The 15,995-nt window shown below is 64.1% G+C and carries 17 protein-coding genes; 13 read left to right on the top strand and 4 right to left on the bottom strand.

All coding sequences use genetic code 11. The features are described from left to right. Position 1: 1 nt before the first annotated feature. On the bottom strand, positions 2–1,993 hold the full coding sequence (locus GYH26_RS10050) for a M1 family metallopeptidase (RefSeq protein WP_161541540.1): 1,992 nt from the start codon (positions 1,991–1,993) through the stop codon (positions 2–4). 183 nt (positions 1,994–2,176) lie between these two features. On the opposite strand from GYH26_RS10050, the gene GYH26_RS10045 reads away from it, so the two are divergent. The 5 genes from GYH26_RS10045 to phoU are packed head-to-tail and all read left to right on the top strand — an operon-like array spanning position 2,177 to position 6,607. After that, positions 2,177–3,214, top strand: a complete 1,038-nt coding sequence (locus tag GYH26_RS10045; RefSeq protein WP_161541539.1) for a PstS family phosphate ABC transporter substrate-binding protein — start codon at positions 2,177–2,179, stop codon at positions 3,212–3,214. A gap of 6 nt (positions 3,215–3,220) precedes the next feature. Further along, positions 3,221–4,165: a phosphate ABC transporter permease subunit PstC gene (gene pstC / locus GYH26_RS10040; protein WP_161541538.1), complete on the top strand. Its 945-nt coding sequence runs from the start codon at positions 3,221–3,223 to the stop codon at positions 4,163–4,165. A 5-nt stretch (positions 4,166–4,170) separates the two neighbouring features. After that, on the top strand, positions 4,171–5,064 hold the full coding sequence (gene pstA, locus GYH26_RS10035) for a phosphate ABC transporter permease PstA (protein WP_161541537.1): 894 nt from the start codon (positions 4,171–4,173) through the stop codon (positions 5,062–5,064). Positions 5,065–5,067: 3 nt separating this feature from the next. Next, entirely contained in the window at positions 5,068–5,895 is an 828-nt protein-coding gene (pstB, locus tag GYH26_RS10030; protein WP_014067341.1) for a phosphate ABC transporter ATP-binding protein PstB, read from the top strand. Positions 5,896–5,908: 13 nt separating this feature from the next. Next, positions 5,909–6,607 carry a phosphate signaling complex protein PhoU gene (gene phoU, locus GYH26_RS10025; protein ID WP_161541536.1) on the top strand — a complete coding sequence of 233 codons (699 nt, stop codon included), beginning with the start codon at positions 5,909–5,911 and terminating at the stop codon, positions 6,605–6,607. A 90-nt stretch (positions 6,608–6,697) separates the two neighbouring features. Here phoU and GYH26_RS10020 read toward each other — a convergent pair whose 3' ends face one another. Beyond that, positions 6,698–7,138, bottom strand: coding sequence for an Hsp20/alpha crystallin family protein (locus GYH26_RS10020; protein WP_054682858.1), 441 nt, complete (start codon positions 7,136–7,138; stop codon positions 6,698–6,700). Between the two features lie 169 nt (positions 7,139–7,307). After that, on the bottom strand, positions 7,308–8,978 hold the full coding sequence (locus GYH26_RS10015; protein ID WP_161541535.1) for a S41 family peptidase: 1,671 nt from the start codon (positions 8,976–8,978) through the stop codon (positions 7,308–7,310). A 182-nt stretch (positions 8,979–9,160) separates the two neighbouring features. On the opposite strand from GYH26_RS10015, the gene GYH26_RS10010 reads away from it, so the two are divergent. The 8 genes from GYH26_RS10010 to GYH26_RS09975 all read left to right on the top strand — a co-directional run bounded on the left by GYH26_RS10010 (position 9,161) and on the right by GYH26_RS09975 (position 15,208). Next, positions 9,161–9,763, top strand: a complete 603-nt coding sequence (locus tag GYH26_RS10010) for a LemA family protein (RefSeq protein ID WP_161541534.1) — start codon at positions 9,161–9,163, stop codon at positions 9,761–9,763. Between the two features lie 3 nt (positions 9,764–9,766). Continuing rightward, positions 9,767–10,582, top strand: coding sequence for a TPM domain-containing protein (locus GYH26_RS10005; RefSeq protein ID WP_161541533.1), 816 nt, complete (start codon positions 9,767–9,769; stop codon positions 10,580–10,582). Between the two features lie 14 nt (positions 10,583–10,596). Continuing rightward, positions 10,597–10,917, top strand: coding sequence for a tetratricopeptide repeat protein (locus tag GYH26_RS10000; protein WP_161541532.1), 321 nt, complete (start codon positions 10,597–10,599; stop codon positions 10,915–10,917). Positions 10,918–11,043: 126 nt separating this feature from the next. After that, complete coding sequence (htpX, locus tag GYH26_RS09995) at positions 11,044–11,895, top strand: zinc metalloprotease HtpX (RefSeq protein WP_012844313.1); 852 nt, start codon at positions 11,044–11,046, stop codon at positions 11,893–11,895. 73 nt (positions 11,896–11,968) lie between these two features. Further along, complete coding sequence (locus GYH26_RS09990) at positions 11,969–12,559, top strand: thioredoxin family protein (protein WP_161541531.1); 591 nt, start codon at positions 11,969–11,971, stop codon at positions 12,557–12,559. 12 nt (positions 12,560–12,571) lie between these two features. After that, positions 12,572–14,002: a Na+/H+ antiporter NhaC family protein gene (locus GYH26_RS09985; protein WP_161541530.1), complete on the top strand. Its 1,431-nt coding sequence runs from the start codon at positions 12,572–12,574 to the stop codon at positions 14,000–14,002. 49 nt (positions 14,003–14,051) lie between these two features. Then, positions 14,052–14,261 carry a hypothetical protein gene (locus tag GYH26_RS09980; protein ID WP_161541529.1) on the top strand — a complete coding sequence of 70 codons (210 nt, stop codon included), beginning with the start codon at positions 14,052–14,054 and terminating at the stop codon, positions 14,259–14,261. 17 nt (positions 14,262–14,278) lie between these two features. Further along, positions 14,279–15,208 carry an NAD-dependent epimerase/dehydratase family protein gene (locus GYH26_RS09975; protein WP_161541528.1) on the top strand — a complete coding sequence of 310 codons (930 nt, stop codon included), beginning with the start codon at positions 14,279–14,281 and terminating at the stop codon, positions 15,206–15,208. Positions 15,209–15,217: 9 nt separating this feature from the next. Here GYH26_RS09975 and GYH26_RS09970 read toward each other — a convergent pair whose 3' ends face one another. Beyond that, entirely contained in the window at positions 15,218–15,910 is a 693-nt protein-coding gene (locus GYH26_RS09970; RefSeq protein ID WP_161541527.1) for an LA_3696 family protein, read from the bottom strand. Positions 15,911–15,995 lie beyond the last annotated feature (85 nt).

The following is a 15,995-nucleotide window of genomic DNA, read 5'->3' as shown; positions in this document are numbered from 1 at the left end:
CTTACTGTCCGGTGCCGGCCGGTGCGCGCCAGACGTTGTTCGTGCGGTCGATGTCGGGGAACCAGCGCTCGGGGTCGATTTCGACGCGGGTAACGGCGGCGCCGGTCGGCACCGTGACGGTCACCTGCCGCCGCCCTTCCAGCCACACGTCCACGTCGATCGTATCGCGCACCTGCGAGCCGTCGGCCAGCGTGAGCGTCAGGTAGACCGGCATGGGGGCCAGCCCGTGGTCTTCCACCGTGATGCGCACGCCGCCTTCGATGGGTTCGACGGCCGCCACGGCCTGATCGAGCGTCCACGTCTCGAAGTACCAGGCGTGCCAGAACCAGTCGAGGTCGCGTCCGCTCACGCGCTCGAACGTGTTGAACAGATCATAGGGGTAGGGGTGCTTGAAGGCCCACTCGCGGATGAACGTGCGGTAGGCGCGCCAGAACACGTCTTCGCCTAGCAGCCCTCGGAGCGCTTCAAGCAGCGTGGCCGGCTTGCTGTAGGAGGCGATGCCGAAGGCGAAGCTGGAGTAGTGGTAGTCGGACCAGCGCATGATTTCCCCTTCGGCGCCCATGCGGGCCAGCATCAGATAGCTTTCCTGCTCGCTCAGCCGGGGTTGGGTGCCGGGGAAGAAATCGGTGCGCGCATGGTTTTCGGCAAACGTGGTGCTGCCTTCGTCCATCCAGCTATAGCGGCGCTCGTTGGGGCCGACGATCATGGGAATCCACATGTGGGCCAGTTCGTGCGCCGTCACGTAGTAGAGGGCGCTGTCGCCGGCGGCGTTGTAGTCGCCGATGAGCGTCATCATGGGAAATTCCATGCCGCCGCCGATGATGCCGCCGCCTTCGACGGCCGTCATGTGCGGCCAGGGATAGGGAAAGCCGGTCAGGCGCGAGAGGTAGCTGATGGCGTGCTGCTGGTAGCGCGTGACGTTGGCCCAGCGCGGGGCGGTCGGACGCCAGAACGTGTTGATCTGCGCGTAGTCGGTCTGTCCGTCACCGTCACGGTCGCCCACAGGCGTGCGGGCACCTTCCCAGTAGCCGCGATGCACCAGGCTGAAGGCCACGTCGCGCACGTTTGTGGCTCGGAAGCGCCACTGCAGGCGGCCGTCGGTGCCCGGAAGCGTGACCGGATCCGTGTCGGGTTCGGCAATACGGACCGGCGTGTCGCTGGCGTAGGCCTGACGCATGCGGGCCAGCACGTCGGGTGCCAGCACTTCTTCGGGATTTTCGAATGCACCGGTGGCCATCACGAGCCAGCCGGCTGGCGCGTCGATCGTGATCCGATAGTCGCCATAGCCGAAGTAGAACTCGGCGCGGCCCAGGAACGAATCGGTGAACCAGCCGATCACGTCGTCATAGACGGCCACGTGGGGGTACCAGTAGGCCAGGAAGAACAGGTTCTCGTCGTAGCCCATGCGGCCCCCGGCGCCGCGTTTGGGAATCGTAAAGGACCAGCGGAAGTCGAGCTTAATGGAATCGCCGGGTGCCAGATCGCGCTGCAGAAAGATGATCAGTCGCGTGCCGTTGACCGCATAGCGCGGCGCACCGGCGGGTGCCTCGGCCGGATGCAGGGCTTCCTGTCCATCGACGGCCACGTAGTGCAGCGACACGCCGCCGGTTACCTCGGCCGGCTCGTTGCGCACGACGCCTTCGGCGTGAACGTTCAGCGGAAGCTCCAGAAAGAGCTGGCGGAGCGTGTCGGGCGAGCGGTTCAGGTATACGATCCGTCCCTCGCCGTCCAGCCGCCGTGTGGCCGTGTCGATGCGGGCGGTCAGGTCGTAGCGGGCGTACTGCTGCCAGTAGTTCGGTCCGGGACGTCCTTCGGCGGTACGCGTGCCCCGCTCGATGGCCGCTTCAAACGAGGGGGGCAGGGTGACCGGGGCGGGTAGCGGACGCTCCGGACGCACGAACATGGGGGTGCGCGCAGCAGGCGTCTGTTCGACGGGACGCGAGGCGGTACATCCGGCCAGCAGCAATACCAATACCAGCGACAGACGACGCATCTTCACATGCGGTTTGATTCGAAGGAAACAGTGTTGCAATATAGGAGGCTTCCCCTTTTATTGCCACCTGCAGATGTACCGCCGTTAACAATTTGATAATCCAGGTAGCTCCAGGATTTATCATTCGTTGACAGAATGATTTGTTAGATTACCAGCGATTGCAAACAAAAGCACAGGCGCCTCATGGAAAAGCGAGCAATCTTAGGAGCCGGTGTATTGCTTGTGCTGTTGCTGGCCGGATGTGGCCGTGGGCAGCAGCAGGAAGGGCAGCTCTCCGGCGCGGTGCACATCGACGGATCGAGCACGGTCTATCCGCTGACCGAGGCGGTAGCCGAGGAGTTCATGAAGCAGTATCCGGGGGTGCGGGTGACCGTGGGCATCAGCGGGACCGGCGGGGGCTTTTCCAAGTTCGTGCGCAAGGAGACGGACATCAACGATGCCTCGCGTCCGATTCGTCCCGTGGAAGATTCGCTGGCCCGGCAGAACGGCGTCGAATACATCGAACTGCCGGTGGCCTATGATGGCATTGCCATCGTGGTGAATCCCCAGAACGACTGGGTCGAGTGCCTGACCGTCGAAGAGCTGCGGCGCATCTGGGAGCCCAACAGCACGATCACACGCTGGAATCAGGTGCGGCCTTCGTTTCCGGATCGGCCGCTGAACCTGTACGGCGCCGGGACCGACAGCGGCACCTACGATTACTTCACGGCCGCCATCGTGGGCGAAGAGCACGCCAGCCGCTCGGACTTCACGGCCAGCGAGGACGACAACGTGCTCGTGCAGGGCGTCAGCGGCGACCCCAACGCGCTGGGCTTCATCCCGCTGGCCTACTACGAGGAGAACATGGACAAACTGAAGGCGGTGGCCATCGACGACGGCAACCCTGACAACGGCGAGGGCTGCATTCTGCCCAGTCCCGAGACCGTCAACAACGGCACCTACCAGCCGCTTTCGCGACCGATTTTCATCTATGTGAACGCGGAGCGGGCCAACGACCCGGCCGTAGAGGCCTTCGTCGAGTTTTACCTGCAGCATGCGGCCGAACTGGCACCGGAGGTAGGGTATGTGCCGCTGACGGCCGAGGCCTACGAGCTGGCGCTCGAGCGTTTCCGGAACCGGGTAACCGGTAGTATCTTTGGAGGCGAGGGGTCGCAGGTGGGTGTGCGGGTTGTGGACCTGCTGCGACTCGAACGGCAGAGTACGGAAGGTACGGCAGAATAAGGACGTATGGCTTCCTCGTCAGATGGATGGATCCGGCGCCAGGGCTTTCCGGACCTGGCGCCGGATGCCAACCTTTCGCGTGGGCCCAGGGAGCGTCTGATCCAGGCGCTGCTTGGGCTCTGTGCGTTGGTGACGGTATTCACCACGCTGGGCATTGCGGCGATCCTGATCGGGGAATCGGTCGCCTTTTTCCGGCAGGTGTCGCTGGCCGAATTTTTCGGCGACACGAAGTGGACCCCGCAGTTTTCCGAGCAGCATTTTGGCATCTGGCCGCTGCTGGCCGGCACCTTGATGATCACGGTCATTGCGGCGCTGGTGGCCATCCCGATCGGGCTTTCCGCCGCCATTTACATCTCACAGTATGCGCCTGATCGCGTGCGTCGCTGGCTGAAGCCGTCGCTGGAATTGCTGGCGGGCGTGCCGACGGTCGTCTATGGCTACTTTGCGCTGACGTTCGTCACGCCGCTGCTGCAGCATGTGCTTCCGCAGATGCAGGTCTACAACGCGCTCAGCGCCGGGATCGTGGTGGGCATCATGATCATCCCGATGGTGGCTTCGCTGAGTGAGGACGCCTTGCGGGCCGTGCCGCGCTCGCTGGCCGAAGGCGCCTATGCGCTGGGGGCCACGAAGTACGAGGTGGTGCTCCGTGTGGTGGTGCCGGCCGCGCTGAGTGGCATCATGGCCAGCTTCATTCTGGCACTGAGCCGTGCCATTGGCGAAACGATGATCGTGACGCTGGCGGCCGGCGCTACGCCCAAGCTGACGCTCAACCCGCTGGAGTCGATCCAGACGATGACGGCCTACATCGTGCAGGTCAGCCTGGGCGACACGCCGCAGGGAACGGTCGTCTATCAGAGTCTGTTTGCGGTGGGGCTGGTGCTGTTCGTGCTGACGCTGGGCATGAACCTGCTGGCCAACCGGATCATCCTCCGCTTTAAAGAAACCTACTGAGCGGCATGACCGAAGTGCAGCAGGCAGTAGCCACCCGGTTCGATTTGCGACTGGAGCGACGGCGACGGCTGGGACAGATCCTGGCCGTGGTGCTGTTTTTTTCCACGCTGTTCGGATTGCTGGTGCTGACCTCGCTGATGGTCGACGTCGTGCGCAAAGGCGCGCCCTGGCTGGACTGGCAGTTTCTCACGTCCTATCCGTCACGCAATCCCGAAGAAGCCGGGATCAAGTCGGCCATCGTGGGATCGTTCTGGATGATGCTGCTGACGGCGCTGTTTTCGGTGCCGATCGGCGTGGGGGCGGCTGTTTACCTTGAGGAGTACGCGCCGCGCGGCTGGTTTCTGCGGCTGATCCAGCTCAACATCGCCAACCTGGCCGGTATTCCTTCGGTGATCTATGGCATTCTGGGACTGGGGCTCTTCGTGCGGTTTTTTGCACTGGGCCGAAGCCTGCTGGCCGGGGCGCTGACGATGAGCCTGCTGGTGTTGCCGATCATCGTGATCAGCACGCAGGAAGCGCTCCGGGCTGTGCCGCAGGGGATCCGGGAGAGTGCCTACGCGCTGGGCGCCACGCGCTGGCAGGTGGTCTCCAGCCATCTGCTGCCCATTGCGGCGCCGGGCATCCTGACCGGCATCATCCTGGCGCTGAGCCGCGCCGTCGGCGAGACGGCGCCGCTGGTCATGATCGGGGCGCTCACGTTCATCGCCTTCTTGCCCGAGAGCCTGCTGGATCCTTTTACCGTGCTGCCCATTCAGATCTTCAACTGGACGGCCCGACCCCAGGAGGAATTTCGCGGTCTGGCGGCTGCCGCCATCATCGTGCTCATGGTGTTTCTGTTCCTGATGAACCTGAGTGCCATCCTGCTGCGCAACTACTACGAACGTCATCGTCCGCATTGAGCCATGGCCGATCACGTTTCGCCCGCCGAAAAAGTGCCTTCCGCCGAAACGTTCGGGTTGAGCCGCGACAGCGAAGCCGCCCGCGTACGGCCCAAGATGGAGGTGCGGAATCTGTACTTCTGGTACGGGGACAAACTGGCGCTGAAGGACATCTCGCTGCAGATTCTGCCCAACGAGGTGACCGCCTTCATCGGGCCTTCGGGCTGCGGCAAGAGCACGCTGCTGCGCTGCCTCAACCGCATGAACGAGCTGATCCCCAACACGCGCATGGAGGGAACGGTGCTGCTGGACGGCCGCGACATCTATCGGGAGATGGATCCCGTGGTGGTGCGGCGGCGTGTGGGGATGGTCTTCCAGAAACCCAATCCGTTCCCGAAGTCGATCTACCAGAACGTGGCCTGGGGCGCGCGCATCAACGGCTACCGGGGCAACATGGACGAACTCGTCGAGCGTTGCCTGCGGCTGGCCGCGCTCTGGGACGAGGTGAAAGATCGGCTGCACGAGAACGCCTACGGACTCAGCGGCGGGCAACAGCAGCGCCTCTGCATCGCACGGGCGCTGGCCGTTGAGCCCGAGGTGCTGTTGATGGACGAACCGGCCAGCGCGCTTGACCCGATCGCCACGGCCAAGCTGGAGGAGACCATCCTGGAACTCAAAAAATCCTACACGATCGTCATCGTCACGCACAACATGCACCAGGCCTCGCGCATCAGCGACACGACGGCCTTCTTCTACATGGGCGAGCTGGTCGAGATGAACCGGACTGACGAACTTTTCACGCGCCCCCGCGAAAAACGTACGGAAGATTATATTACCGGACGGTTTGGCTAAGCTGCTACGGACGATGACCGTACATCGACATATCGACGACGAGCTGCTGGTCCTGCAGCGTATGCTGTTCGAGATGGCCGATCTGGTCGACGAACAGATGGCCAATGCCATCGATGCATTGCTTCGGCGCGATCTGGAACTGGCCGAGCGCGTGCGGGCGCGGGACGACGAGGTGGACGCCTACGAGCTGAAGATCGACCGGCAGTGCGAACGCATTCTGGCGCTGCACCATCCGGTGGCGGCCGAGCTGCGCATGATCATCACGGCCGTCAAGGTCAACACCGACCTGGAGCGCATTGGCGACCACTGTAAGAACCTCGCCAAGCACACGCCCTACGTGGTGCAGGCGCCCGAGGCGCTGGCGCAGACGCGCATCGAGGAGATGGCCGACGCCTCGCGGGCCATGCTCCGGCAGGTGCAGGAGGCCTTCCTGAAGCGGGATCGCCTGCTGGCGCGTCAGGTGCTGGCCGAAGACCTGCAGATCGACCGGTTGCACCGGGAAAACTTCGAACAACTGGTACGCTTTGGCCAGCAGCATCCGGAGCATCTCGAAGCGGTGGCCCATCTGATCACGGCCAGCAAGGCGCTGGAGCGCATTTCGGACCACGCCAAGAACATCGCCGAGAGCGTGGTCTTTCTGATCGAAGGCGTGGACATCCGCCACCGCAAACTCCGGGAGCCCCAGGCGCAGGAAGGCGAGCGGCCGCTATAAAAACACCAAAGCCCCGCCTGTGAAGTGCGGGGCTTTCAGTTTCGGCGGCAAGCGGCACCGAGCAAGCCGGTGCCGCGGCTTACGGGCCGCTTACGAGATCTTGATCCGCACCGGCTTGCTCTCCTCCGTCTTCGGTGCCTCGATCACAAGGACGCCATTCTCGAAGTGGGCCTTGATCTTATCCGGATTCACGTTCTGGCCCAGGTTGAACGACCGGAAGAAGCGGCCATACCACCGCTCCATCCGGTGATACTGAGCGTCCTTGTGCTCGGGCTGCACCCGCTCACCGCTCACCTGCAGCGTGCCGTTCTCGAAGGTGATCGTGACCTGGTCCCGGTTCACGCCGGGCAGGTCCATGTAGATGAGGTAGGCGTCGTCCGTCTCCAGCAGGTCCACCGTGGGCGTCCAGACCGCCGACTCGACCTCAGGCCGCAGCCAGCCACCGAAGAAGTTCTCGAACAGCCGGTCCACTTCCCGCTGCAGCTCCGACAGCAGCGTCGTCGGCGACGTATAGCGCATCACCTCGGCCATGGCTCCTCCTCCGGTTTGGTTTGTGGGTTACGCAATACGCCAACCGACCTGGTCGATCGGACATCCTGTCGCGCCCGACCGACCGTCCATTATAAAAGACAAACGGCATGCCCATGGGCATGCCGCCTGTCGAATCGGTCACCGTGTCAGCGCCCGTCTGTCAACCTGACTAACGCCCTTTGCGCACTGTGTCGCCTGCCTTTGGGGCGAAATAGGCGGCCAGCGCCTCGGCCCGATCCCAGTGCTTGAGCGCTTCGTGCAGGACCGGATCGATTTCGTTGAACAGCGGGATCGACGCCTCGCGGCCGAACAGCTGCCAGGCCAGATAGGCTTTCAGCAGCGTGCTCAGCTCGTGCCGGTGTGCTTCGGCCTGTGCGACCGTGAAGCGATGCGTCGCGGCAGAGTCGGCGGCAAAGAGTCCCTGCTCCCGGGCATAATCCAGGAAGGCCTGCCACAGCGCGTCGTCCACCTCGAACGAAGCCATGAAGGCGTCCTTCCGGTTGTTCCACTGCTGCCGGATCTCCTGCTCGTGCTGGTTGAACCAGGTGCGGATGAAGGTGGAGGGCAGGTTGCGGCGACTGACTTCCAGCAGGATGGAGTTCGTGTCGGGCGGCACGATCACGTCGGGCAGAATGCCGCCACCGCCAAAGACCGTGCGGCCGTGCACCGTCTTGAATTTCAGCGAGTCCGGAATTTCGTTGATGTAATCCTCCGGATGGAAGACGGCCGTTTCGTAGTCGGCGAACTTTTCCCGGTAGTAGTCTTCCAGGTCGCCGCCGTGGTACGGCGTCTGGATCAGGCGGCCCGAGGGCGTGTAGTAGCGGGCGACCGTCAGCTGGATGACGCTGCCGTCCGAAAGCGGGAACTGGTTCTGCACCAGCCCTTTGCCGAAGGTACGCAGCCCCACAATCAGCGCCCGGTCGTTGTCCTGTAGCGCGCCGGCCACGATCTCGCTGGCCGAGGCCGAGTTGCGATCGACCAGCACGATGACCGGCTGCGTCTCGAAGCGACCGCCCGAGGTGGAGCGGCGGGTCATTTCCGCCTGGGCAATGCGCCCGCGCGTGTAGACGATCGTGTAGCCTTCGGGCAGCAGCTCATCGACCAGCTCGACGGCCGTCTCCATGATGCCGCCCGGATTGCCGCGCAGGTCCAGCACCAGCCGCTCCATGCCCTGCCGCTTGAGCCGATCCAGGTGTTCCAGGAATTCGTCATAGGTGGTCATGGCAAAGCGACTGATGCGGATGTAGCCGGTCCGCTCGTCGAGCATGTAGGCGGCATCGACCGTATAGAGCGGAATGCGGTCACGCGTGATCGTAAACTCCAGCGGCTCGCGAACGCCCAGCCGGCGAATGGTTACGCGCACTTTGGTGCCTTCCGGACCTTTGAGGCGCTTCTGGATTTCGGTGGAGGACAGGCCGACGGCACTGGAGTCTTCGATTTTGATGATCCGATCGCCGGGTTGCAGCCCGACCGCCTCGCTGGGTCCGCCGCTGATGGTGGCCACCACACGGGCTGTGTCATCCACTACCTCGAACCAGATACCGATGCCGCCGAAAGAGCCCTGGTAGCTTTCCCGAAGCTCCTTCATCTCTTCGGCGGTGATGTACACGGAGTGGGGATCCAGCTCCTGAAGCATGGCCCGGATGGCCTCCTCGGCCAGCGGTTCGGGCTCGACCGGATCGACGTAGCGCTGCGTGATCGTCAGGAAAGCTTCTTCGAGCTTGCGCAGGCTGGCCAGCGTGTCGGTGTCGGAAACGGCCTGCTGCAGATTCCAGCCCAGCAGAATGCCCAGCGCCAGCAGCAAAACGGCCGGGAGGGTGTAACGCAGTGATTTCTTCATCGCGAGTATGATGGCTTGATCGGATCAGACAAAGATAACGCAATCCGTTGCAAAACGCACGCCGTTCTATCTTAATCGTTCAGCCGTCAGATTGTTGCGGGACGGTTGCTTTTGATTGAAACCCGATCTTTCGCGCCTGCGTAGGCGGGCCGTGTGTCTGTTCAGGCCTGAAGCAAACCGCTATGCGAAGCAAAGGACTGCTGGCCCTGGTTGTGGTGGTGCTGCTGCTCGGCATGGCCGGCTGCGCCGGCTGCAGCGCCTACAACCGGATGGTTGAAGCCGATGAGATGGTGGCCCGTGCCTGGGCCGACCTGCAGGCGCAGTATCAACGCCGCGCCGATCTGATTCCCAACCTGGTGCGGACGGTGCAGGCGTCGGCCAACTTCGAGCGCGAGACGCTGGAGGCCGTGACAAACGCGCGGGCGCGTGCCACGTCGATCACGCTGAGCGTCGAAGATCTGAGCGATCCGGAGAAGGTGCGGCAGTTCCAGGAGGCGCAGGCGCAACTTTCGAGTGCGCTGGCCCGGTTGCTGGCCGTGGCCGAAAACTATCCGCAGCTGCAGACCACGGAGGCCTTCCGTGATCTGCTGGTGCAGCTCGAAGGCACGGAAAACCGCATCGCCGTGGCCCGACGCGATTACAACGAAGCCGTGCGGCGCTACAACACGCTGGTCCGGCGATTTCCGACGGTGCTGGTGGCCAGCCTGACGGGTTTTGTGCCCAAGCAACCGTTCGAGGCAGCCGAAAGCGCCCAGGAAGCGCCGCAGGTAGAATTTGATCTCTGACCCATGCGACGATTCGGCGGAAGGTGGCTCGGCTGGCTGCCGGCGCTGCTGCTGACGTCGGTGGCGCTGGCGCAGCAGATTGAAGTGATTCCGCCCAGCGGGCAGTGGGTCACCGACCTGGCCGACCTGCTGACCCCGGCGGAAGAGCAGATGCTGAGCCGGAAGCTGGCCACCTACGCCGACACGACCTCGACGCAGATCGTGATCGTGACGCTGCCCACGCTCAACGGCATCCCGGCCGCCGACTATGCCGTGGAGCTGGGGCGGCGCTGGGGCGTGGGACAGAAGGAGTACGACAACGGCGTGGTCATTCTGGTAGCCCGTGAAGAACGCGAGGTGTTCATCGCGACGGGCTACGGCCTCGAAGGCGCCATCCCCGACGCGCTGGCCGGCCGGATCGTACGGGACATCATCGTGCCGCGTTTTCGTCGGGGTGATTTTTACGGGGGGCTTTCGGCGGCCGTCGATGCGATCATTGCCGCGGCGCAGGGCGAGTTTCAGCCGCCGCCCCGGGCGGCCGACGATCGCGGCGTCTGGGTCAACGTGGCCTCGCTGTTCGTACTGCTGGTGGTGCTGCTGTTTTTCCTGTCGGCCATGCGCAGCGGCGGTGGACCGCCCCGGGGGCGGAAAGGCGCCCGCTATCCCTATCGGGTCTATCGCCGCGAACCCGACTTTCCGCCGATTATCATCTGGGGAGGTGGATTCGGAGGCGGGGGCGGCTGGAGTAGCGGCGGAGGATGGGGCGGTGGCGGTGATTTCGGCGGCTTCTCCGGGGGTGGCGGTAGCTTCGGCGGCGGTGGAGCCGGCGGCCACTGGTAATCCGTGTGCTGGCTATGGACCGACTGGAACAGTTGCTGCAATTTTACCGGGAAGATCCGGACGATGCCTTCACGCGCTTTGCGCTGGCGCAGGAGTACTGGAAACGCGGCGACACGGAGCGGGCGCTCCATTTCTTCGAAGGGCTGGTGCGCGATCATCCCGACTATGTGGGCACTTACTACCACCTGGCCCGGCTTTACCGGGAGCTGGGGCGCACCGAAGACGCGGTGCGCACCTACCGGCAGGGCATTGAAGTGGCCCGTCGGGTGGGCGACGTGAAAAGCCTGGCCGAGCTGCAGGATGCCCTGATGGCGCTCGAGCTGGGCGAAGAGTAACCGTCCGGTTGCGTCGTTTTTACCGTGGAAGTAAAGACCGCGGGTAGAACCCGCCTTCCTTCCCGTCGTATATCCCGACGTCGTTGTAGACGGCAGTAACCTGTCAACCATCCCCGGAAGATGACCATGGCGAATACGCTGCGTACGGCGGCGCTGATGGCCCTGCTGATCGTGCTCTTTGTGCTGATCGGTGAAGCGATCGGCGGCGAGCAGGGCATGATCATCGCCTTCTTTTTTGCCGTGGCGATGAACTTTTTCAGCTACTGGTTCAGCGACAAGATTGTCCTGATGATGTACGGCGCCCGGGAGGTTACGCGTGAGGAGGCGCCGGAACTCTACGACATCGTGGACCGGCTGCGGCAGCGGGCCGGACTGCCCATGCCGCGGGTGTACGTGATTCCCTCGGAGCAGCCCAATGCATTTGCCACGGGCCGTAGCCCGAAGCACAGCGCGGTGGCCGTCACGCAGGGGATCGTACGGCTGCTCAATCGGGAAGAGCTGGAGGGCGTCATTGCGCACGAGCTGGCGCACATCAAGCACCGGGACATCCTGATCTCGTCGATTGCGGCCACGCTGGCGGCGGCCATCACGATGCTGGCACGCTTTGCCTTTTTCTTCGGTCCGGCACATGACCGGGACCGCGGCAATGCGCTGGCCGGGTTGCTCATGCTGATTCTGGCGCCGCTGGCGGCCATGCTGATCCAGATGGCCATTTCGCGGGCACGCGAGTTTGCAGCCGACCGGGGCGGAGCGCTCATCTGTGGCAAGCCGCGGGCACTGGCTCGTGCGCTGGAGAAGCTCGAAGCCGGCGTAGCCCATATCCCGATGGATGCCAACCCGGCCACGGCGCACATGTTCATCGTGCATCCGTTCAGCGGCGGCGGGATCGCCCGGTTGTTTTCGACGCACCCGCCCACCGAGGAGCGTATCCGCCGCCTGCTCGAACTGGAGCAGGAGTTGGCGGGCGCCCGCGCCTGACGGAACCTTCGGAAGCGGCCGGCCATTTCTCTGCCGGCCGTTTTCTGTTGCTCACCAGACCTGCCGATGCCCTATGGCTCTGACGTATTCGCAGGAGATCGCGCTGGGTACCGAAGCGCCTCCGTTCGAACTGCCCGTGGTCAATCCCGAAGCCGATGGGCTCGACAAGCCCACGCGCAGTCTGGAGGATTTTGCCGATGCCCGGGCGCTTGTGGTGGTCTTCACCTGCAATCACTGTCCTTATGCCCAGCACATTGAAGATGCCCTGATCGAATTGGCCCGGGCCTATCAGCCGAAGGGCGTGCGCTTTGTGGCGATCAATGCGAACGATCCGGCGCAGTACCCGGAAGACGCGCCCGAAGAGATGGCGCGGCGTGCCCGGGCCAAGGGCTATCCGTTTCCGTACCTGTTCGACGAGACGCAGGAGGTTGCGAAAGCGTACGGGGCGCTCTGCACGCCGGACCTGTACGTGTTCGACGCCGATCGGCGGCTGGTCTATCATGGTCGATTCGACGACACGCGGCCCGGCCAGGGGCGTCCGGCCACCGGGGCCGATCTGAAGCGGGCGTTGGACGAGCTGCTGGATACCGGGAAGGTGAGCGGCCCGCAGTACCCCTCGATGGGCTGCAACATCAAGTGGAAGCCGGGCAACGAGCCCCGCTGAACCGCCGGGTCCATGGACGGGCTCGTCCTGCTTCCGCCGATTGTGGCCATCGGGCTGGCCCTGTGGACGCGCCAGGTCTATCTGTCGCTGCTGGTCGGACTCTGGCTGGGCACCACGCTGCTGGAAGGGGGACATCCGCTGCTGGGACTGCGACGGCTGGGCGACGAACTGGTGGCCGTCTTTGCCGACGCGGGCAACACGCGTGTGGTGATGTTCTGCCTGCTGGTGGGCGGCCTGATTGCGCTGGTGCAGGCGTCGGGCGGCGTGCAGGGATTCATCGCCTGGGCGCAGCGGCGCGGCTGGGGCACGTCGCGGCGGGGAGCCGAACTGCTGGCCTGGCTGGTGGGCCTGGTGATCTTTGTCGAATCCAGCATCACCTCACTGGTGGTTGGTGCCGTGGGGCGGCCGTTTTTCGATCGACTGCGGCTGCCCCGCGAAAAGCTCGCGTTCTACTGCGATGCGACGAGCGCGCCGGTCTGCATGATGATTCCGCTCAACGGCTGGGGCGCTTACGTGCTGGGATTGCTGGCCGCGCAGGGAATTTCGGACGGGGCCGTACGTCTGCTGGCCGAAGGGCTGCTCTATAACGTCTTCAGCTGGCTGACCATTCTGTTTGCGCTGCTGGTAGCCTGGACGGGCTGGGGCTTCGGTCCGATGCGGGCGGCCGAAAGGCGGGCGGCGACGACGGGCCAGCTTCTGCGTCCCGATGCGCAACCGCTGGTGGCCGAAGAAATTGCAGGCCTGAAGCCGGTCGAAGGCGCGCCCTGTCGGGCCTCCGACTTTCTGATCCCGCTCGGCGTCATGGTGGGGATGATCTTCGTGGGGCTCTGGGTGACGGGCGAGGGCAACCTGATGGCCGGCAGCGGCTCGACGGCCGTCTTCTGGGCCGTGTCGACGGCCGTGGCGGTGGCTATGGCACTGTATGCGCTGCCCCGGCCGCTCCGGGGCGGGCGTCCCGTGCTTTCGCTGGCCCGATCGACCACGCTGGTGCTTCGGGGCATGTCGGGACTGGTAGGCGTGACGGTCCTGGTCGTGCTGGCCTTTGCGCTGGGACAGGTGTCGCGGGCGCTGGAGATGGGACCCTACCTCGTCGGACTGATCGATCCGAACTGGCCGGTCTGGTGGCTGCCTGCGCTGGTATTTCTGGTGGGCTGCTTCGTCTCCTTCACGCTGGGTTCTTCCTGGACGACTTTTGCTATTCTGATTCCGGTGGCGCTGCCGCTGGCCGAGGGGCTGGGGCTGCCGCTTCCGCTTATGCTGGGAGCCGTGCTCTCGGGCGGTATTTTCGGCGACTACGCCTCGCCGCTTTCGGACACGACGATCATTTCGTCCATGGCGGCCGCCTGCGATCACATCGACCACGTGAACACCCAGCTGCCCTATGCGCTGCTGCTGGCCGGCGTGTCGCTGGTCGTGTATCTCGGGCTGGGACTGGCCCTGTGAGCGGATCCCGGCCGGACGCCGTTCGTTGGCATGAGAAACCCCGGACGGCATGTTCGATTCAGAGCCCTTCCGCTCGCCCCGCTTTGTGCTGCTGGGGGCGGTTTTTCTGGCACTGCTCTTCGGGCTGGTGGCGTTGATGGCCGAATGGGTGCTGACGGGAACGCCACAGCTGACGGCCGACGTAGTGCGACTGAGCGGGCTGGCCTTCGTCGGATTTTTGCTGGTCGCAGCGCTGCTTCGGCGTCGGGACTCCACATAAACATTCGCAGGCGGAACATGCAGGTATTCATTGCAGGAGCGACGGGAGTGCTGGGGCGGCGGTTGGTCCGACGGTTTCGGGTGCGCGGCGATCGGGTGGTGGGGCTGGTGCGCTCCCCGGAAGGGGCGCAAAAGGTGAGGGAACTGGGTGGCGAGCCGCGGCAGGCCAGTCTGTTCGATGCCGAGGCGCTGGCGTGGGCGGCCGATGGCTGCGACGTGGTGATTCATGCGGCGAGTGCGATTCCGGTCCGTACCCGGGTGCGGCCGCAAGACTGGGCGATGAACGATCGGATTCGACAGGAAGGCACGCGGGCGCTGACAACCTGCGCCGCCCGGATCGGTGCCCGCTGCTATGTGCAGCAGAGCGTCGTCTGGGTGATCAGCCCGCCGGACGATCGTTTTTTCGATGAAGAAACGCCCCCGTGCCCGGACTTCCCCTCACGTTCGGCCCTTGACGGCGAGCTGATCGCCCGGGAAGCCGGCGAGGCGCATGGCTTCGCCACGGCGGTGCTGCGCTGCGGCTGGTTCTACGGGGCCGATGCGGCCCATACGCGGCAGATCGGTGAAGGACTGCGTCGGTGCCGAATCCCTGTCATTGGAGACGGGCGGGCCCGGTGGGGCCTGCTGCACCTGGACGACGCCGCCGATGCTTTCGTTACAGCCGCTGTGGCAGCCCGCTCGGGTTGCTGGCACGTCGTGGACGACGAACCGGCCCGCGTGCAGGAGGTGCTGACCTACTGGGCTGATCGCCTCAACGCCCCGCGTCCTTTCCACGTGCCGGTCTGGGTGGCCCGTCTGGTGGCAGGCTCCCACGCCGTCACTTTTTTCACGCGCTCGACGTGCACCTCGAATACTCGGTTTGGCCGCGAGACCGGTTGGCGTCCCCGCTACCCGACGTTCCGGGAAGGAATCGACCAGATAGCGACGTGGGCTTCTACAGCCCCGTGAAGACCCAGATCACCGGAAAAAGGCAAACAGAATGGCGATGAGCGTGCCGAGCTGACCCACCCAGAAGATGAACATCCATCGGATCAGGTCGGCACGCATCCCGGCCATGCGCTCGCCCATCCGGGCCATCTCCGAGGTGATGCGGTTATCTACGGCTGCAATCTGCTGCCGGAGTCCGGCCACTTCTTCGGTGATGCGGTTGTCCACCTTTGCTGCTTCTTCTGTGATTCGCTTGTCCAGGCGGGCTACCTCTCCTGCGATTCGTTGATCCAATCGCTTTTCCGTCTCAGCCAGTAGCACTTCCAGGCGGGCCACTTCTTCTGTGATTCGATGGTCCAATCGCTTTTCCGTCTCGGCCAGCAGCGCCTCCAGACGCGCTACCTCTCCTGCGATTCGTTGATCCAATCGCTTTTCCGTCTCAGCCAGTAGCACTTCCAGGCGGGCCACTTCTTCTGTGATTCGATGGTCCAATCGCTTTTCCGTCTCGGCCAGCAGCACCTCCAGGCGCGTCGCTTCTTCTGCGATTCGTTTGTCCAGACGTGCGCCCTCATCTGCCACGCGTCGCTCAAAACGTTCTTCCAGAATTCCAAGCAGGTTGTTGCGTTCGTGATGGGCCGCTTCGTTCAAAAGCGTGATAAGTGCCTCGACACCCTCGTCGCCGAGCTTCTCACGCAGCACCTTCGGAACGGTCAGAATCGCCATGACACATCTGGGAAAGGACGGTCGCACTGCTGAAAAATTCGCACAGATTGCACCGGGTTCCCTGCAGGAAAGTGCGTCGAATTTC

The sequence above is a fragment of the Rhodothermus marinus genome (assembly GCF_009936275.1).
GTDB classification, from domain to species: domain Bacteria; phylum Bacteroidota; class Rhodothermia; order Rhodothermales; family Rhodothermaceae; genus Rhodothermus; species Rhodothermus marinus_A.
Note: the sequence above shows the minus strand (reverse complement) of the source record. Positions and strands in the feature narration are given on the sequence as shown.